Consider the following 15,981-nt stretch of genomic DNA (forward strand, 5'->3'; position numbering starts at 1 on the left):
GACGCCACAGGCTGTTGATAGGATGTCGACGGGCAAAAAAATCAAGGCCAAAGGACCGGTCCGTATCGACCGCATCGCCGAGACGCTGCTCGATCCCGTGGTTTCCAGGGCCGGCTTCTCCTCGACCCAGATCCTCGCGGCCTGGCCCGACATCGCCGGGCCGGACCTCGCCGCGCGATCGCGCCCGGAAAAGCTGCGCTGGCCCCCGCGGAGAGAGGGAGAGGTCGGAACGGGCGCTTCCGGCGGCGGCGCGACGCTGGTGGTGCGCGCCGAAGGCGGCGATGCGATGGACCTGCACTACGCCTCCGCCGCCATCGTCGCGCGCGTCAACGCCATCTTCGGCTGGCGCGCCGTCGAACGGCTGTCGATCCGGCAGGCGCCGGTGGACACCGGTCCGCGCTCCGGCCAACCGGACCCGGCCGCGTCGGCCGAGCCCGGGGACAACACTGAGGACGCGGCTCTGGCGGGAATCGACGACCCGGACCTGCGCGCCGCCCTCGGCCGCCTGGGAACGCGGATCGGCCGCGATCGAGACACAAAGCCGTGACCGTCTTCGGCCCAGTCTTGCCATATTTGCCGGAAAAAGCATGATCCGCAGGCTATCGCTCCGATTGCACCGGCTTTGACATCACCGTTCAGCAGGGGTTCATACGCGGTTTCCAAAGATCGGGGCCGTGACAGAAGGAAACGACCATGATCGTGAACCGCAGACACGTTCTTTTCACCGGCGTCGCCGCCGCAGCCACGCTCGGCGCGGGCGTGGCGACCGCTCGCTTGCTGGGGCGCCCGACCGTCCCTGTGGATATGGGGGACAAGCCGACGCTCGTCTCGGCCGACATGGCCGAACTGATGCAGGCCGGCCCGCTCGGCGAGAACGCGCTGGGCGATCCCAACGCGCCGGTCACCATCGTCGAATACGCGTCGATGACCTGCAGCCATTGCGCCACCTTCCACAACGAGACCTATCCGGCACTCAAGGAAAAATACTTCGATACCGGCAAGGTCTATTTCGTCTTCCGCGAGTTCCCGCTCGACCCCGTCGCCACCGCCGCCTTCATGCTGGCGCGGTGCGTCCCGGAGAGCCAGTACTTCACCTTCGTCGAGGCGCTGTTCAAGAACCAGAACCTGTGGGCCTTCACAAACGACCGGATCGGCGGCTTGACCAAAATGGCCAAGCAGGCCGGACTCTCACAGGAAAAATTCGAGCAGTGCTTGACGAATCAGGAACTGCTTGACGGGGTGAACTGGGTTAAGACGCGCGGAGCCGAGACTTTCGACGTAAACTCGACGCCGACGTTTTTCATCAATGGCGAGATCGTACGTGGGGCGCTTCCGCTCGACCAGTTCGAAGAAAAGATCGATCAGCTCCTGCCGAGCTGACCACCCGGCGGGCGCAGCGATGCGTCCTGACGACCGGATGACAAACGCCGATCGCTCGCCGTCGCGGGGTGCGGGCGCATGAAACTCACGCGCCTGCGCATCGTCGGCTTCAAGTCCTTCGTCGATCCCTCCGAAATCCACATCGAGCCGGGGCTGACGGGCATCGTCGGCCCGAACGGCTGCGGCAAGTCCAATCTGGTCGAGGCCGTTCGCTGGGTGATGGGCGAGAGCTCGCACAAGAGCCTGCGCGCCTCCGGCATGGACGATGTCATCTTCTCGGGCAGCGGCAGCCGGCCGAGCCGCAATTCGGCGGAAGTCGCGCTCGTCATCGACAATTCCGCCCGGCGCGCGCCGGCACAGTTCAACGACGCCGACGTTCTGGAAGTCTCGCGCCGCATCGAGCGCGAGGCCGGCTCGGTCTACAAGATCAACGGCAAGGATACACGCGCCCGCGACGTGCAGCTCCTGTTCGCCGACGCCTCGACCGGCGCCCATTCGCCGGCGATGGTGCGGCAGGGCCAGATCGGCGAGCTGATCTCGGCGAAGCCGCGCGACCGCCGCAAGATCCTGGAAGAAGCCGCCGGCATCGCCGGCCTGCACAGCCGCCGCCACGAGGCCGAACTCCGGCTGCGCGCCGCCGAGCAGAACATGGCGCGCCTCGACGACGTCATCGCCCAGCTCGCCCAGCAGCTCGACAGCCTCAAGCGGCAGGCCCGACAGGCATCCCGCTATAAGGCCCTGTCGGCGGATATCCGCAAGACCGAGGCGATCCTGTGGCACCTGCGACGGCAGGCGGCGTTGCAGGCGATCACCGACCGGGAGGCGGCCGTCCGCGAGGCCGCCGCTATCGTCGCGGGGCTGACCCAGGCCGCAGCCGCGGCTGCCACCGCGCGGACCGAGGCGACCTCCATCCTGCCCGCCCTGCGCGAGAAGGAAGCCGAGGTCGCCGCCCGGCTGCGCCATCTGACGGTGACCCGCGACGGTATCGACCGGGAGAAACGGCAGGTCCTGGAGCGCCGCGAAGAGCTCGGCGGGCGGCTTTCCCAGATCAGCGCCGACCTCGAGCGCGAACGCGCGACCATCGCCTCGACCAACGAGACGATCCAGCGACTGGACGAGGAAGAGGCCGAGATCAAGGCCGAGGCCGAGCGCGCCGAGGCGAATGGCGAGGAGCTGAAGCGCCGGCTGTCGGCGACCGAGACGACCCTGCAGGAGGCCGAGGCGCGACTGGCCGAAGCCACCGCCAACGCGGCCGAGCTGACGGCGCGCCGGCGCCAGTTCGAGCGCATCGTTCGCGACGAGTCCGACCGCCTCGCAAAGCTCGAGAAACAACTGGCCGATATCGAGCGGGAAGCCGCCGCGCTCGCCTCCTCCGACACCACCCGCGAGATCGCGGCGCTGAGTGCCGCGGTCGACGCGGCCCAGGCGGAGGTCGAGTCCCGCGAGGCCGCGACGGTCGAAGCCGATCAGGCCCTGACCGCGGCCCGCGACGCCTTGGAAGCGGCGCGTGCGCCGACGGCGGATGCGGAACGCGACCTCAAGGGCCTGGAAACCGAGCATCGGACGCTGGAGCGCGTGCTCGCGGTCGACGATGGCGCGCTGTGGCCGCCGTTGATCGACGCGGTGACCGTACGACGCGGCTTCGAAGCCGCGCTGGGTGCGGCCTTCGGCGAGGACCTCGATCACCCGGCCGAAGATGGCGCCGCTATCCACTGGAGTATGGTCGCGCCCGACGCCGCCGATCCGGCGCTGCCGGCGGGCGCGCGCCCGATGTCGGAGGTGGTCAAGGCGCCGGACGTGCTGGCCCGCGCCCTGTCCCAGGTCGGCCTGGTCGAGCACGCCGACGGCGCGCGACTGCAGACCCAGCTCAAGCCCGGCCAGCGGCTGGTGACCAAGTCCGGCGACCTGTGGCGCTGGGACGGCTTTACCGCCGCCGCGGACGCCCCGACCGCCGCCGCCAAGCGCCTCGAACAACGCAACCGCGTCGCCGAGCTCGCCCGCGAGATCGAAGCCGCGAGAGGCCGGCTCGAGACCGCCCGCACGACCCTCGCCGATAACGAGGCCGCCGCCCGGACGGCAGCCGAGCAGGCGACCGCGGCACGGGACGCCTCGCGGGCGGCGCGCGGCCACCTGAAGGACGCCTCGGAACGACGGTCGGCCGCCGAGCGCAAGGCGACCCAGGACACCGCCCGCAGCAGTGCGCTGGAAGAGGCCAAGGTTCGGATCACCCAATCCATCGAGGAGGCGCGCGCCACGCATCGCGAGGCGTCCGCCGGCCTCAAGGCGCTTGCCGGCCAGGGCGACCCGGATGCGCGGATCGAACTGTTGAAGGCCGAGACGGCGACGGCGCGCGGCCAATATGCCGAAGCCCGCTCGGCCGTCGATTCGCTCGCCAAGGAGGCGGACCTGCGTCGGACCCGCGCCGAGCGCAACAAGGCCGAGCGGCGGCGCTGGTCGGACCGGATCGCCGATGGCGACAAACATCTCAACACCCTGGCGGCCCGCGAAGACCAGATCCGCAGGGAATGGGCCTCCCTGGAGGAGGTGCCGGCGCGGCTCGACGCCAGGCGCGCCGCGCTCGCCAACGAGATCGATGCGGCGGAGGCCGCGCGCAAGGCCGCCGCGGACGCCCTGGCAACCGGCGATACCCGGCTGACCGAGGCCGACCGGGTCGCCAAGGAAGCCGACGAGACCCTCGCCGGTGCCCGCGAGGCCAAGGCGCGCGAGGAGGCAACGCTCGAAGGCCTGCGCCAGCGGCTCGTCGATCTGGAGGAATCGATCGAGGAGGCGCTGGAACGCCCCGCCGATCAGGCCCTCGCGGTCGCCGGTCTCGACGCCGAATCGGAGCTGCCGCCGGCCGACAAGCTTGAAGCCGACCATGAGCGCTACAAGCGCGACCGCGACCGGCTCGGCAGCGTCAACCTGCGCGCCGAGGAGGAAATGCGCGAGGTCGAAACCCGTCACGACGCCCTGACGACCGAACGCGGCGACCTGGAAGGGGCGATCCACCGGCTGCGCGGCGCCATCGGCGGCCTCAACCGGGAAGGCCGGGAGCGCCTGCTCGCCGCCTTCGACACCGTCAACGGGCACTTCCAGAGCCTCTTCACCCGCCTGTTCGGCGGCGGCGCGGCCGAACTGAAGCTGACCGAATCGGACGATCCGCTCGAAGCGGGCCTCGAGATCATCGCCCGTCCGCCCGGAAAGCGCCCCTCCTCGCTCACGCTCCTGTCGGGCGGCGAGCAAGCCCTGACGGCGACGGCCCTGATCTTCGCGGTGTTCCTGACCAATCCGGCGCCGATCTGCGTGCTCGACGAGGTTGACGCGCCACTGGACGACGCCAATGTCGAACGCTTCTGCGACCTCGTCGAGGAAATCGCGCGGTCGACCGAAACGCGCTTCCTGGTGATCACCCACAACCCGATCTCGATGGCGCGGATGGACCGGCTGTTCGGGGTGACGATGGCCGAGCGCGGCGTGAGCCAGCTGGTCTCCGTCGACTTCGGCGGCGCGATGGACCTGCGCGAAGCCGGTTGATCACCGGGCCGGCGCCTGTCCCGGAGCCGATAACGCGCCGCAATAATACAGTCTTTTCACGTTTATTTTCAATAGCTTAACGAACTCTTACCTGTCCTTGACAGCCCACTGCGGCCAAACTATGGTGCGCCCGGCTTTGGGGGGCGGGCCGCCCCGGCCGTCCTTTGGAGCCGAGACGCGCCAATCCTGGTCAGGACACGGCGATGAGCGAAGCACCGGAGAGCGGACCGGGTACCGTTAAACCAGCAGCCAGTCCGGCTGAACTTGATAGCCGCCGCAAGGCACTCAGAGCCTCGCTCGAAGGTGCACGGCGACGTCATGAACCGCCGCCCGAGACGTCCGCGCGCGGAAACGCACTCGGAATGGCCTTCAGGGTCGCGACCGAGTTCGTGGCGGGACTGATGGTCGGTGGTGGTATCGGCTGGTATCTGGATGACTGGATCGGCTCGCGTCCGCTGTTTTTCCTGGTGTTTCTCGCCCTTGGCGCGACAGCAGGGATTATGAACGTTATCCGCTCGGCGTATCGCATGAATGCGGCCGCGGCGGAGGAGACTGAACCGGAGACTTCGGATCGCAGCGATCCGGCCGGCATTGCCGGTAAATCTGAACGTCGGAATTAGGAGCGCAGGCGTGGCGGCAGAAAATGGACATGGCGGCGGGGCCGGGTTCGACCCGATGCACCAGTTCGAGATCCAGCGCATCCTGCCGCTGAACATCGGTGGCCTCGACGTATCCTTCACGAACTCCGCGCTGTTCATGGTGATCACGGTCGTGCTGGTCACGCTGTTCACCGCGGCCTCGATGAGCGGACGGGCCCTCGTGCCGGGCCGCATGCAGTCGATGGCCGAACTGTCCTACGAATTCGTCGCCAACATGATTCGCGAGAACGCCGGGTCCGAGGGGATGAAGTACTTCCCCTTCGTGTTCTCGCTGTTCATGTTCATCCTGTTCGCGAACATGCTCGGCATGGTCCCGTACGCCTTCACCGTCACCAGCCACATCATCGTGACCTTCGTCCTGGCGATGGTCGTGTTCATCGGCGTGACGATCATCGGCTTCGCCAAGCACGGCCTCGGCTTCCTTCGCCTGTTCGCGCCGGCCGGCGCGCCGATGGTGCTGATGCCGCTGCTCATCGTGATCGAGGTGATCTCCTACCTGACGCGTCCGGTGAGCCTGTCGGTCCGACTGTTCGCCAACATGCTGGCCGGCCACACCATGCTCAAGGTGTTCGCCAGCTTCGTCGTCATGCTGGGTTTCGTCGGCGGCTGGCTGCCGCTGGCCGCGATGATCGCCTTCACCGGGCTGGAATTCCTGGTGGCGTTCCTGCAGGCCTATGTCTTCGCGATCCTGACCTGCATCTATCTCAACGACGCCCTCCACATGCACTAGGCATGGCGGGGGCCGTTCTTTAGGCCTTCTTCCTCAAAACCGTCACTCAAGGAGTTAGAGACATGGAAGCGGAAGCTGCAAAGTTCATCGGCGCGGGCATCGCCTGCATCGCCCTCGCCGGCGCCGGCCTCGGTATCGGTAACATCTTCGGCAACTACCTCTCGGCCGCGCTGCGCAACCCGTCCGCCGCCCAGTCGCAGTTCCCGAACCTTCTCCTCGGCTTCGCGCTCGCCGAAGCGACCGGCCTGTTCGGCCTCGTCGTTGCGCTGATCCTCCTGTTCGTCGTCTGACGAGACCTCGTCCAGACGACTCCTTGATCTCAAGGAACTCGCGCGCGCAGCAACACGCGCAAGGAGTGTACAGAGATGAATAGCGACCCCGGCCAGACATTCGTGATCGCTCAGGCGACCGACGGCAAAGAAACGACGGCGGAAGAGCTCATCAAGAGCGAATCCACCGAGATTTCGGAAGCCATCGGCGTCAGTGAGCCCCAGAGCGGCGGCATGCCCCAGTTCGATTTTTCGAACTACGCGCCGCAGATCGTCTGGCTCGCCATTACGTTCGTGGCCCTGTACGTGCTCATGTCGAAGGTGGCGCTGCCGCGCATCGCCACCGTGATCGAGCATCGCCGCGACCGTATCGCAAGCGACCTCGATGCCGCGGCGCGTCTCAAGGAAGAGACCGACGAGGTGATCGCGGCGTACGAAGCCGAACTCGCCGAAGCGCGCGGCCGGGCCCACGAGATCGCCGCGGAGACCCGCGACAAGCTCAATAGCGAGCTTGCCGAGGAGCGCGCGGAGGTCGAGGCGGGCCTCGCCAAGAAGACGGCGCAAGCCGAGAAGCGGATTGCCGACACCAAGGCGAAGGCGATGGCGGAAGTCGATTCGGCGGCAGCCGACGCGGCGGCCGAGATCGTCACCGCGCTGACCGGCCTGAAGCCCACCAAGGCGGAGATCGACAAAGCCGTCGTTTCCGCCCTGCCGACCTGAGGTGCGAGAGATGGAACTTCTAAACGCGCCTGAGACCTGGGTTGCCGTTTCCTTCATCGGCTTCATCGCCCTGGTCCTCTACTACAAGGTGCCGGGCCGGGTGACGACGGCCCTGGACGGCCGCGCCGACCGGATCCGCGCCGAACTCGAGGAAGCGCAGAAGCTGCGCGAGGAGGCCCAGGGCCTGCTTGCCGAGTATCAGCGCAAGCGCCGCGAGGCCGAGAAGGAAGCCGAGGAGATCGTCGCCCTGGCCAAGGAAGAGGCAGAGCGCCTAAAGATCGAGGCCCGCGAACAGATGGACGAGGTGGTCGAGCGTCGTTCCAGGCTCGCGGAGCTGAAGATCGCCCAGGCCGAGGAACAGGCGGTCGCCGACGTGCGCACCGCTGCCGCCGAGGCCGCCGTCGCGGCGGCCGAGACGGTCATCGCCGCCAAGGTGAAGGGCGCCGCGGCCAAGGATCTCGTCAGCGCCAGCATCGCGCAGGTGAAGGCCCGGCTGCAGTAAGCCAGGTCCGATACGGACAAGACAAAAGCCCCGGGCCATGCCCGGGGCTTTTTTTGTTTCGGCATCACCGGAGCTTAAAGGCTGTCGGCGAATTCGTCCGTGGCGGCGATCAGCGCGTCCAGGATGCCCGGCTCGGAAAAAGCGTGGCCGGCGGCGGGCACCACCGTGAAGCGCGCCTCGGGCCAGGCCTTGTGCAGATCCCAGGCGGTGCGCATCGGTGTGCACATGTCGTACCGGCCCTGGATGATCACGCCCGGAATGTCCTTGAGCTTGCCGGCGTCGCGAATCAGCTGGCCCTCCTCGAAGAAGCCCTCGTTGACGAAATAGTGGTTCTCGATGCGGGCGAAGGCGAGCGCGAACGCCTCGTCGCCGTGCTGGGCCTCTATCTGTTCGTCCGGCAGCAGCGTCAGCGTGCGGCCTTCCCAAAGGCTCCAGGCGCGCGCCGCCGAAATCTGGACCGCCTGGTCCGGATCGGTCAGCCGCTTGCGGTAAGCGGCCATCAGGTCGCCGCGCTCCGCCTCCGGGATCGGGGCGAGATAGCCGTCCCAGATCTCCGGGAAGACCCACGAAGCGCCTTCCTGGTAGAACCACTGGAGCTCGTCGCGGCGCAGCGTGAAGATCCCGCGCAGGATGAGCTGCGAGACGCGCCGCGGATGGGTCTGCGCATAAGCGAGCGCGAGACAGCTGCCCCACGAGCCGCCGAAGACCAGCCACCGGTCGACGCCCAGCATCTCGCGGAACCGCTCCATATCGGCGACGAGATGCCAGGTCGTATTGGCCTCCAGCCCCGCGTGCGGCGTCGAGCGCCCACAGCCGCGCTGGTCGAACAACAAGACGCGGTAGCGTTCCGGATCGAAGAGCCGCCGGTGATCGGCCGAACAGCCGGCGCCGGGCCCGCCATGGAGGAAGACCGCCGGTATCCCGTCAGGATTGCCGACGAGTTCCCAATAGACCGAATGCCCGTCGCCGACATCGAGGTGACCGCAGTCGTAGGGCTCGATCGGCGGATAGAGGGGGCGAAGCGCTTCTCCGTTGCCGGCCATGGCCTATTCAGCCGCGTCGCGTTTCGGTTCCGGCTCGCTTGGTGCCTGGGGCGTCCAGCGCAGCACCGGCTGGCGCGCGGCGCGGGTCTCGTCTAGGCGGCGGCGCGGCGCGTACCAAGGCGCGCCGGCGAAGCGCTCGGTGTCGCCGCGCTTGGCGGCCATGGCGAGGTCGCGCAGCGTGGCGATGAACAGGTCGAGGCTCGCCTTGGATTCCGATTCGGTCGGCTCGATCAGCAGCGCGCCGTGCACGACCAGCGGGAAGTACATGGTCATCGGGTGATAGCCCTCGTCGATCATCGCCTTGGCGAAATCGAGGGTCGTGACGCCGGAGCCGTTGAGGAACTGGTCGTCGAACAGCACCTCGTGCATGCACGGGCGGTCGCCGAACGGCAGGCTCATCACGTCCTTCAGGCAGGCGCGGATATAGTTCGCCGAGAGCACCGCATCCTCTGCGGCCTGGCGCATGCCGTCGGCGCCGTGGCTCAGCATCCAGGCGGCGGCGCGCACGAACATGCCCATCTGGCCGTGGAAGGCAGTCATGCGGCCGAAGGGTTTGGCGGCGCCGGCCTGGCCGGCATGCTCGATCAGGTCGAACCCGTCCTTGCCGGACACCACCCAGGGGAGCGGCGCGAAGGGCGCGAGCGCCTCCGACAGCACCACCGGGCCTGCGCCCGGCCCGCCGCCGCCATGCGGCGTCGAGAACGTCTTGTGCAGGTTGATGTGCATGGCGTCGATGCCGAGGTCGCCCGGCCGCACGCGGCCGAGGATGGCGTTGAGATTCGCGCCGTCGCAGTAGAAATAGGCGCCGGCGGCGTGCACCGCGTCGGCGATCTCGATGATGTCGCGCTCGAACAGGCCGCAGGTGTTCGGGTTGGTCAGCATGATGCCGGCGACTTCCGGCGACAGCCTTTCCTTCACCGCGGCGACATCGACGGTGCCGTCCTCGCGGGCCGGGATCGACGCAACCTCGTAGCCGAGCAGCGCGGCGGTGGCCGGATTGGTGCCGTGGGCGGATTCCGGCACCAGCACCACCGAGCGCGCATCGCCGCGGGCTTCCAGCGCCGCCTTGATCGCCATCATGCCGCAGAGCTCGCCATGGGCGCCGGCCTTGGGCGACATGGCGACCGCCGGCATTCCGGTCAGTTCCTTCAGACCGTTGGCGACGAGATCGATCAGCTCGAGCGCCCCCTGCACGGTCGAGACCGGCTGCAGCGGATGCACGTCGCCGAATCCCGGCAGCCGCGCCACCTTCTCGTTGAGGCGCGGGTTGTGCTTCATCGTACACGAGCCGAGCGGATAGAGCCCGGTGTCGATCGCGTAGTTCTTCTGCGACAGCCGGACATAGTGGCGGACGGCCTCGGGCTCGCTCATCCCCGGCAGGTTGGGCGCATCGGACCGTTCCAGCCCGCCGAGATGGAGCTCCGTATCGTCCACGTCGGCGAGGTCGACGCCGGTCACGTCGGGCCGGCCGGTCTCGTAGATCAGCGCCTCCTCGATCATCAGGGCGCGGTTTCCGGTGAAGGTCGTGTGCCCGCCCTCGCCGGCCTCGCCGGGGCTCGTCGGGCGGCCTTGCGTGTTCATGCTCATGCCAGCACCTCCTGCAGGGCGGCGGCATAGGCCGCGCGGTCGTCGTCGGTATTGATCTCGGTGGCCGCGACGATCACCAGGTCGTCGTGGCCGTTCTGGCGGAACAGGCGCGTCACCGGCACCCCGCCCAGCACGCCCTTCTCCGCCAGCGCCTCGACGACGTTAGCGGCGGCCTTCGAAACCCGTATGGTGAACTCGTTGAAGTAGGCATGGTTCAGCAGCTCCACACCGGGTACCGCCGCCAGGGCCTTGGCGAGTTTCACCGCATTGGCGTGGTTGATCCGCGCGAGCCGCTTCAGGCCTTCGGCACCAAGCAGCGTCATGTGGATCGAAAACGCCAGGGCGCAGAGGCCGGAATTGGTGCAGATGTTGGAGGTCGCCTTCTCGCGGCGGATGTGCTGCTCGCGGGTCGACAGCGTCAGCACGAAGCCGCGACGGCCCTCCGCGTCGACCGTCTGGCCGGCGAGACGGCCCGGCATCTGGCGCACGAACTTGGAGCGCGTGGCGAACAGGCCGACATAGGGACCGCCGAAATTTAGCCCATTGCCGATCGACTGGCCCTCGCCGACGACGATGTCGGCGCCCATGGCGCCCGGCGATTCGACCAGGCCGAGCGAGACGGCCTCGGTGAAGACGGCAATCAACAGCGCGCCGTGCGCATGGGCCTTCTCGGCGATGGGCCGCAGGTCGACCAGGTGACCGAACACGTCCGGCGTCTGCACGACGACGCAGGAGGTGTCGTCGTCGATCAGCGCCATGACGTCATCCTCGCCGACCGGTACCGGCGGCAGGGTCACGACCTCGTGGCCGCCCATATGGGCCAGGTTCTCGACGACGGCGCGATATTGCGGATGCAGGTTGCCGGCAAGGACCGCCTTTTCCCGCCGCGTCAGCCGGTGCGCCATCAGCACCGCCTCGCCGGTGCCGGTCGAGCCGTCGTACATCGAGGCGTTGGCCACCTCCATGCCGGTGAGTTCGGCGACCTGGGTCTGGAACTCGAACAGCATCTGCAGCGTGCCCTGGGTGATCTCCGGCTGGTAGGGCGTGTAGGAGGTCAGGAACTCGGACCGCTGGATCAGATGATCGACACTGGCCGGGACGTGATGGCGATAGGCGCCGGCGCCGACGAAGAACGGCACCGACCCGGCGGCGACGTTCTTGCCGGCCATGCGCGACAAAAGGCGCTCCACCTCGAGTTCGCTCTTGGCGCGCGGCAGATCGACCAGCGCGTCACGCCAGGCGGCGCGCGGCACGTCGGCGAACAGATCGTCGATGCCATCGACGCCGATGCGGGCGAACATCGCCTCGCGGTCGGCATCGCTCAGCGGCAGGTAACGCATGATACTTCTCCTCAGGTGTCCGCCGTCACCGGTTCGACGGTGACCTCGGAGCGGACGGAATTTGCGATGAAGCACAGGTGATGGGCGTCGTCGTGCAGCGCCTTCTCGGCAGCCGCATCGGGCGCGCGCCCATCGGCGTAGCGGATCCGGGGACGCAGCGTCACCTTGTCGATCCAGTAGCGGCTTGCCTCGATACGGACCATCGATCCCACGGCATCGTCCTCGTAGGACCGAACGACGAAGCCGCGCTGACGGGCGAGGTCGAGGAACCACAGCATGTGGCACGACGACAGCGAGGCGACGAAGGCCTCCTCGGGATCGACCGCGTCCTCCTTCGAATAGGGCAGCTTGACGATGCTCGGCGCGGACGATGCCGGCACGGTGAGCCCGTCGAAGCGCCATTCGTGGCCCCGACTGTAGGTGTTGGCGGCAAAGTCGCCCTCGCAGGTCCAGGCAACGGTGACGCGATAGAGGTGCGCCATGGGTATCCCCTTCCGCGTGACCTCAGCTCACCGAGGCGACATAGGCCTTGTAGGCGTCGGCATCCATCAGCGCATCGAGCTGGGACGTGTCCGACAGCTTGATCTTTACGAACCAGCCCGCGCCCTCCGGCGCTTCGTTGACCTTGGCGGGCTCGTCGGCGAGCGCCTGGTTGACCTCGACCACCTCACCGGACACCGGCGCATAGATCTCGCTGGCCGCCTTGACGGATTCGACGACACCGGCCTCCTCACCGATGGCCACCGTCTTGCCGACCTCCGGAAGCTCGACGAAGACGACATCGCCAAGCTGCTCCTGCGCGTAGTCGGTGATCCCAATGGTGCCGACGTCGCCTTCCACGCTGATCCACTCGTGGTCCTTGGTGAAATGCATGCTCATCTGGTGTGTTCCCTCTTTCAGATCATGGTGCCGGCCGCGTTGCTCGCGGCCGCAATGGCTATCGCTTGTAACGGTGTGGCACGAAGGGCATCGCGGCGACCCTGGCGGCTTCCGCCCGGCCGCGCACGGTCAGGACCACCTCCGTGTCGACGGCGGCATGGGCCGTCTCGATGTAGCCCATCGCCACGGGGCCACCGACCGAGGGGCCGAAGCCGCCACTGGTGATCTTTCCGACCGTCGCGTCGCCGACGGCGATCTCGGTTCCCTCGCGGGCAGGCGCACGACCGTCCGGGCGGACGCCGACGCGGCGCCGCGACGGACCGTCGGCCAGTTCGCGGCGGATGCGTTCGTAGCCCGGGAAACCGCCCTCCGCGCGCCGGCGCTTGCCGATCGACCAGGTGAGCGCGGCCTCGACCGGCGAGGTGGTCTCGTCGATATCGTGACCGTAGAGACACAGGCCCGCCTCGAGCCGCAGCGTGTCGCGCGCACCGAGACCGATCGGCTCGACCTCGGAGGCCGCCAGGAACGTGTCCCACATGGCGCCGGCCTTGTCGGCGGGAACCGAAATCTCGAAACCGTCCTCGCCGGTATAGCCGGAGCGCGAGATATGACAGGGAATGCCGTCCAACGTGGCATCGCAGGCCGCCATGAAGGCCAGATCGACCGCCGCGCCGCAGTGGCGCGCCATGACGCCCTCGGCCTTCGGCCCCTGCAACGCCATCAGCGCCCGATCCTCGATCGGCTCAAGCGTCACCGTACCGGGAAGCCGGGCGCGCATGTGCGCGTAGTCGACGTCCTTGCGCGAGGCGTTGACAATCAGGAACAGGCGCCCGTCGAGGGCGGGATCGGCGGGCCGCGTGACCATGAGGTCGTCGATGATGCCGCCCTCGTCGGTGAGAAACTGGGTGTAGCGGATCGCGCCGGGCTTCAATCCGGCGATATCGCCGGGAACCAGCGTCTCCAGCGCCGCCGCCGTGGCGGCGAAATCAGAGCCGACGAGCCAGGCCTGGCCCATGTGCGAAACGTCGAACAGGCCCGCGTTCTCGCGCGTCCACTTGTGCTCGGCGATGATGCCGCGGGCATACTGGACGGGCATGGCGTAGCCGGCGAACGGCACCATGCGCCCGTCAAGCGCCACATGGCGGTCGTGGAGCGGCGTCTTCAAAAGGTCGGAACTGGATGTGTCGTCTGTCATAACCGGTCCTGCATAGGCGTAGAGTCGGAGACCCGGCCGGGTCCGCTCGCGCCCCTCTCTGTCGCAGGACCTGAGAGATTTCGCCCCGGAACGCCCGTGGCTTACCCCTTCGGTGAGCCGCCGGCGATTAGGTGCCGACGACTGCTTTCCAGAGTCTCATCCTCCCGCGGTCCCTTGTGCCTGAGAGTTTCCGGGGCCGGTTGCTCCTTCGGCGCCGGCCGCAAATTCGGCCGGTCTCTCCCGCGGGATTCGACGAATGTGAGGGCGATCTTACGGTGCGCCCCTAACCTGTCAACCTCGGTCGACGTCAGCCGCGCTTCGGCTTGCCTCCCAACTCGTCGAAGCCGATGTAAATCACGTAATTGTTGATGTGGTCGCCTTCCGGCACCTCGTAGTAAAGCGAATCGTCCACCTGGGTGAACTGCTGAACCGTCTCGCCGGGCAGGATGTTCGGCTGGACCGGGTAAAGCTGGGTCCACACCCCCTCGCCGCCCGTGCGCACCAATGCGGCGCGGAGCGGCAGTTGCACGGGCTGGTTGTTCCAGGCCGGACCAACGACGACCTTGCCGGCGATGCCGAGCTTGATCCGGATCGCGTTCGTGCCGATGAACTCGCACTCGCGCGCCGTCTTCACGATGCCGCCCTGAAAGACGACGTAGTCGGGATCGCCCTCGTGTCCCCGCACGTAGACACGATGGGTTTCCGTGCCTTCACGAATGACGACCGGCGGGCACTTGGCTTCGGCCTGGGGCGGCGGCGCACCAGCGTCGACCGGCAGCTCGTCCGGATCCTCGCCCGCGCCGACCAACATCTTAAACGCGCCGATCGTGGAATCGCTGGCGTCGCGCCCGGCCTGCGTGTCGCAGCCCGCGGCAGCGCCAGCCAGCGCCAGAACAAAAGCCAGTTTGATCGCCCGGCGGCGATCGGTAGCATCGCGAAGAAGCCGCATACGCTCATATACCTTCGTCAGAACCCCCCACGGGCGGCCCTTATAGCAGGCCAATCGCGGAAATCCCAAGGGGCCGTGCGACACGGGCCAACGCCTTGACAGAACGGGCCTGAAACCCTGTATAGCCTCATGGCAACCGGTTGCCGCCCAAGCTGGCGATCCCCAGGCTGGCGATCCCCAAGCTGGAGATCCCCAAGCTGGAGATCCACTGCGCCTCTCAAGACGGCCCTTACGATATGAAGCCACGTCTCAAGATCCTGCTTTGCTCGCCGCGCGGCTTCTGCGCGGGCGTAGACCGCGCGATCCAGATCGTCGAGCTGGCGCTGAAACGCTATGGAGCGCCCGTCTACGTGCGCCACGAAATCGTCCACAATCGCTATGTGGTCGACAGCCTGAAGGCGAAAGGTGCGGTTTTCGTCGAGGAACTCGACCAGATTCCCGATACCGACGCACCGGTGGTGTTTTCCGCGCACGGCGTGGCCAAGTCGGTGCCGGAGACAGCCGCCGCGCGCAACCTGTTTCACGTCGACGCCACCTGCCCGCTGGTGACCAAGGTGCACCGGGAGGCGGAGATCCATTTCCGCAAGGGGCGCGAGATCGTGCTGATCGGCCATGCCGGCCATCCGGAAGTCATCGGCACCATGGGCCAGCTTCCCGATGGCGCCGTCTCCCTGATCGAGACCGTCGAGGACGCCCGCGCTTTCGCGCCCGGCTCCCCCGAGGCGCTCGCCTTCATCACGCAGACGACGCTTTCGGTCGACGATACCGCCGAGATCGTCTCGGTGCTGCGCGCGCGGTTTCCGGAGATCATCGGGCCGCACAAGGAAGATATCTGCTACGCCACCACCAACCGGCAGGACGCGGTCAAGGCGGTCGCGCCGCGCGCCGACGCGACGATCGTGGTCGGCGCGCCCAACAGCTCCAACTCGCAGCGCCTAGTTGAGGTCGCCCGCAGGGCCGGCTGCCCGAAGGCGGTGCTGCTGCAGCGCGCCTCGGACATCGACTGGGACGCGTTCGGCGACATCGCGACGCTAGCGATCACCGCGGGCGCCTCGGCACCGGAAGTGCTGGTCGAGGAAATGATCGGCGCCTTCGCGGATCGCTACGACATCGACGTCGAGACGGTATCGACCGCCGACGAGACCATCGCCTTCAACCTGCCGCGGGCCCTCCGCGAAACCGCGGCCGAGTAAG

16 protein-coding genes and 2 riboswitches are annotated in these 15,981 nt (G+C 67.6%); of the genes, 9 read left to right on the forward strand and 7 right to left on the reverse strand.

Features of this window, described 5'->3' with window-relative positions; all coding sequences use genetic code 11:
* Positions 1 to 22: 22 nt before the first annotated feature.
* The 8 genes from MUB46_RS00460 to MUB46_RS00495 all read left to right on the forward strand — a co-directional run bounded on the left by MUB46_RS00460 (position 23) and on the right by MUB46_RS00495 (position 7,794).
* Entirely contained in the window at positions 23 to 547 is a 525-nt protein-coding gene (locus MUB46_RS00460) for a DUF721 domain-containing protein (RefSeq protein ID WP_261613892.1), read from the forward strand.
* A 146-nt stretch (positions 548 to 693) separates the two neighbouring features.
* Positions 694 to 1,380 carry a DsbA family protein gene (locus MUB46_RS00465; protein ID WP_261613893.1) on the forward strand — a complete coding sequence of 229 codons (687 nt, stop codon included), beginning with the start codon at positions 694 to 696 and terminating at the stop codon, positions 1,378 to 1,380.
* Positions 1,381 to 1,458: 78 nt separating this feature from the next.
* A complete protein-coding gene (smc, locus tag MUB46_RS00470) occupies positions 1,459 to 4,914 on the forward strand; it encodes a chromosome segregation protein SMC (RefSeq protein WP_261613894.1) in 3,456 nt (1,151 codons plus the stop codon).
* A 203-nt stretch (positions 4,915 to 5,117) separates the two neighbouring features.
* On the forward strand, positions 5,118 to 5,534 hold the full coding sequence (locus MUB46_RS00475) for an AtpZ/AtpI family protein (RefSeq protein ID WP_261613895.1): 417 nt from the start codon (positions 5,118 to 5,120) through the stop codon (positions 5,532 to 5,534).
* A 55-nt stretch (positions 5,535 to 5,589) separates the two neighbouring features.
* Positions 5,590 to 6,303: a F0F1 ATP synthase subunit A gene (locus MUB46_RS00480; RefSeq protein WP_261614423.1), complete on the forward strand. Its 714-nt coding sequence runs from the start codon at positions 5,590 to 5,592 to the stop codon at positions 6,301 to 6,303.
* 62 nt (positions 6,304 to 6,365) lie between these two features.
* Entirely contained in the window at positions 6,366 to 6,593 is a 228-nt protein-coding gene (locus MUB46_RS00485; protein ID WP_261613896.1) for a F0F1 ATP synthase subunit C, read from the forward strand.
* A 75-nt stretch (positions 6,594 to 6,668) separates the two neighbouring features.
* Positions 6,669 to 7,292 carry a F0F1 ATP synthase subunit B gene (locus MUB46_RS00490; RefSeq protein ID WP_261613897.1) on the forward strand — a complete coding sequence of 208 codons (624 nt, stop codon included), beginning with the start codon at positions 6,669 to 6,671 and terminating at the stop codon, positions 7,290 to 7,292.
* A gap of 10 nt (positions 7,293 to 7,302) precedes the next feature.
* On the forward strand, positions 7,303 to 7,794 hold the full coding sequence (locus MUB46_RS00495; RefSeq protein WP_261613898.1) for a F0F1 ATP synthase subunit B family protein: 492 nt from the start codon (positions 7,303 to 7,305) through the stop codon (positions 7,792 to 7,794).
* A 74-nt stretch (positions 7,795 to 7,868) separates the two neighbouring features.
* On the opposite strand, the gene pip is transcribed toward MUB46_RS00495, so the two are convergent.
* From pip to MUB46_RS00530, 7 genes are all read right to left on the reverse strand, one after another.
* Positions 7,869 to 8,837: a prolyl aminopeptidase gene (pip, locus tag MUB46_RS00500; protein WP_261613899.1), complete on the reverse strand. Its 969-nt coding sequence runs from the start codon at positions 8,835 to 8,837 to the stop codon at positions 7,869 to 7,871.
* 3 nt (positions 8,838 to 8,840) lie between these two features.
* A complete protein-coding gene (gcvPB, locus tag MUB46_RS00505) occupies positions 8,841 to 10,424 on the reverse strand; it encodes an aminomethyl-transferring glycine dehydrogenase subunit GcvPB (protein WP_261613900.1) in 1,584 nt (527 codons plus the stop codon).
* On the reverse strand, positions 10,421 to 11,764 hold the full coding sequence (gcvPA, locus tag MUB46_RS00510; RefSeq protein WP_261613901.1) for an aminomethyl-transferring glycine dehydrogenase subunit GcvPA: 1,344 nt from the start codon (positions 11,762 to 11,764) through the stop codon (positions 10,421 to 10,423). Before gcvPA ends, gcvPB begins: the two co-directional genes overlap by 4 nt.
* A gap of 11 nt (positions 11,765 to 11,775) precedes the next feature.
* On the reverse strand, positions 11,776 to 12,246 hold the full coding sequence (locus MUB46_RS00515; RefSeq protein ID WP_261613902.1) for an OsmC family protein: 471 nt from the start codon (positions 12,244 to 12,246) through the stop codon (positions 11,776 to 11,778).
* 22 nt (positions 12,247 to 12,268) lie between these two features.
* Complete coding sequence (gcvH, locus tag MUB46_RS00520; protein WP_261613903.1) at positions 12,269 to 12,643, reverse strand: glycine cleavage system protein GcvH; 375 nt, start codon at positions 12,641 to 12,643, stop codon at positions 12,269 to 12,271.
* 58 nt (positions 12,644 to 12,701) lie between these two features.
* A complete protein-coding gene (gcvT, locus tag MUB46_RS00525; RefSeq protein WP_261613904.1) occupies positions 12,702 to 13,838 on the reverse strand; it encodes a glycine cleavage system aminomethyltransferase GcvT in 1,137 nt (378 codons plus the stop codon).
* A gap of 56 nt (positions 13,839 to 13,894) precedes the next feature.
* Positions 13,895 to 13,992, reverse strand: a riboswitch (glycine riboswitch).
* 3 nt (positions 13,993 to 13,995) lie between these two features.
* A riboswitch (glycine riboswitch) is annotated at positions 13,996 to 14,091 on the reverse strand.
* Between the two features lie 54 nt (positions 14,092 to 14,145).
* Positions 14,146 to 14,787, reverse strand: a complete 642-nt coding sequence (locus MUB46_RS00530; RefSeq protein ID WP_261613905.1) for a hypothetical protein — start codon at positions 14,785 to 14,787, stop codon at positions 14,146 to 14,148.
* Between the two features lie 236 nt (positions 14,788 to 15,023).
* Between MUB46_RS00530 and ispH the strand changes: the two genes are divergently transcribed.
* Positions 15,024 to 15,980: a 4-hydroxy-3-methylbut-2-enyl diphosphate reductase gene (ispH, locus tag MUB46_RS00535; protein ID WP_261614424.1), complete on the forward strand. Its 957-nt coding sequence runs from the start codon at positions 15,024 to 15,026 to the stop codon at positions 15,978 to 15,980.
* Position 15,981: the final 1 nt, after the last annotated feature.

Source organism: Microbaculum marinisediminis, from assembly GCF_025397915.1.
Classification (GTDB): domain Bacteria; phylum Pseudomonadota; class Alphaproteobacteria; order Rhizobiales; family Tepidamorphaceae; genus Microbaculum; species Microbaculum marinisediminis.

What these genes read in the sequence shown, in the direction of transcription:
- MUB46_RS00460 (WP_261613892.1), top strand. Translation starts at nt 23, where the DNA reads ATGTCGACGGGCAAAAAAATCAAGGCCAAAGGACCGGTCCGTATCGAC.
- MUB46_RS00465 (WP_261613893.1), top strand. Translation starts at nt 694, where the DNA reads ATGATCGTGAACCGCAGACACGTTCTTTTCACCGGCGTCGCCGCCGCA.
- smc (WP_261613894.1), top strand. Translation starts at nt 1,459, where the DNA reads ATGAAACTCACGCGCCTGCGCATCGTCGGCTTCAAGTCCTTCGTCGAT.
- MUB46_RS00475 (WP_261613895.1), top strand. Translation starts at nt 5,118, where the DNA reads ATGAGCGAAGCACCGGAGAGCGGACCGGGTACCGTTAAACCAGCAGCC.
- MUB46_RS00480 (WP_261614423.1), top strand. Translation starts at nt 5,590, where the DNA reads ATGCACCAGTTCGAGATCCAGCGCATCCTGCCGCTGAACATCGGTGGC.
- MUB46_RS00485 (WP_261613896.1), top strand. Translation starts at nt 6,366, where the DNA reads ATGGAAGCGGAAGCTGCAAAGTTCATCGGCGCGGGCATCGCCTGCATC.
- MUB46_RS00490 (WP_261613897.1), top strand. Translation starts at nt 6,669, where the DNA reads ATGAATAGCGACCCCGGCCAGACATTCGTGATCGCTCAGGCGACCGAC.
- MUB46_RS00495 (WP_261613898.1), top strand. Translation starts at nt 7,303, where the DNA reads ATGGAACTTCTAAACGCGCCTGAGACCTGGGTTGCCGTTTCCTTCATC.
- pip (WP_261613899.1), bottom strand. Translation starts at nt 8,837, where the DNA reads ATGGCCGGCAACGGAGAAGCGCTTCGCCCCCTCTATCCGCCGATCGAG.
- gcvPB (WP_261613900.1), bottom strand. Translation starts at nt 10,424, where the DNA reads ATGAGCATGAACACGCAAGGCCGCCCGACGAGCCCCGGCGAGGCCGGC.
- gcvPA (WP_261613901.1), bottom strand. Translation starts at nt 11,764, where the DNA reads ATGCGTTACCTGCCGCTGAGCGATGCCGACCGCGAGGCGATGTTCGCC.
- MUB46_RS00515 (WP_261613902.1), bottom strand. Translation starts at nt 12,246, where the DNA reads ATGGCGCACCTCTATCGCGTCACCGTTGCCTGGACCTGCGAGGGCGAC.
- gcvH (WP_261613903.1), bottom strand. Translation starts at nt 12,643, where the DNA reads ATGAGCATGCATTTCACCAAGGACCACGAGTGGATCAGCGTGGAAGGC.
- gcvT (WP_261613904.1), bottom strand. Translation starts at nt 13,838, where the DNA reads ATGACAGACGACACATCCAGTTCCGACCTTTTGAAGACGCCGCTCCAC.
- MUB46_RS00530 (WP_261613905.1), bottom strand. Translation starts at nt 14,787, where the DNA reads ATGCGGCTTCTTCGCGATGCTACCGATCGCCGCCGGGCGATCAAACTG.
- ispH (WP_261614424.1), top strand. Translation starts at nt 15,024, where the DNA reads ATGAAGCCACGTCTCAAGATCCTGCTTTGCTCGCCGCGCGGCTTCTGC.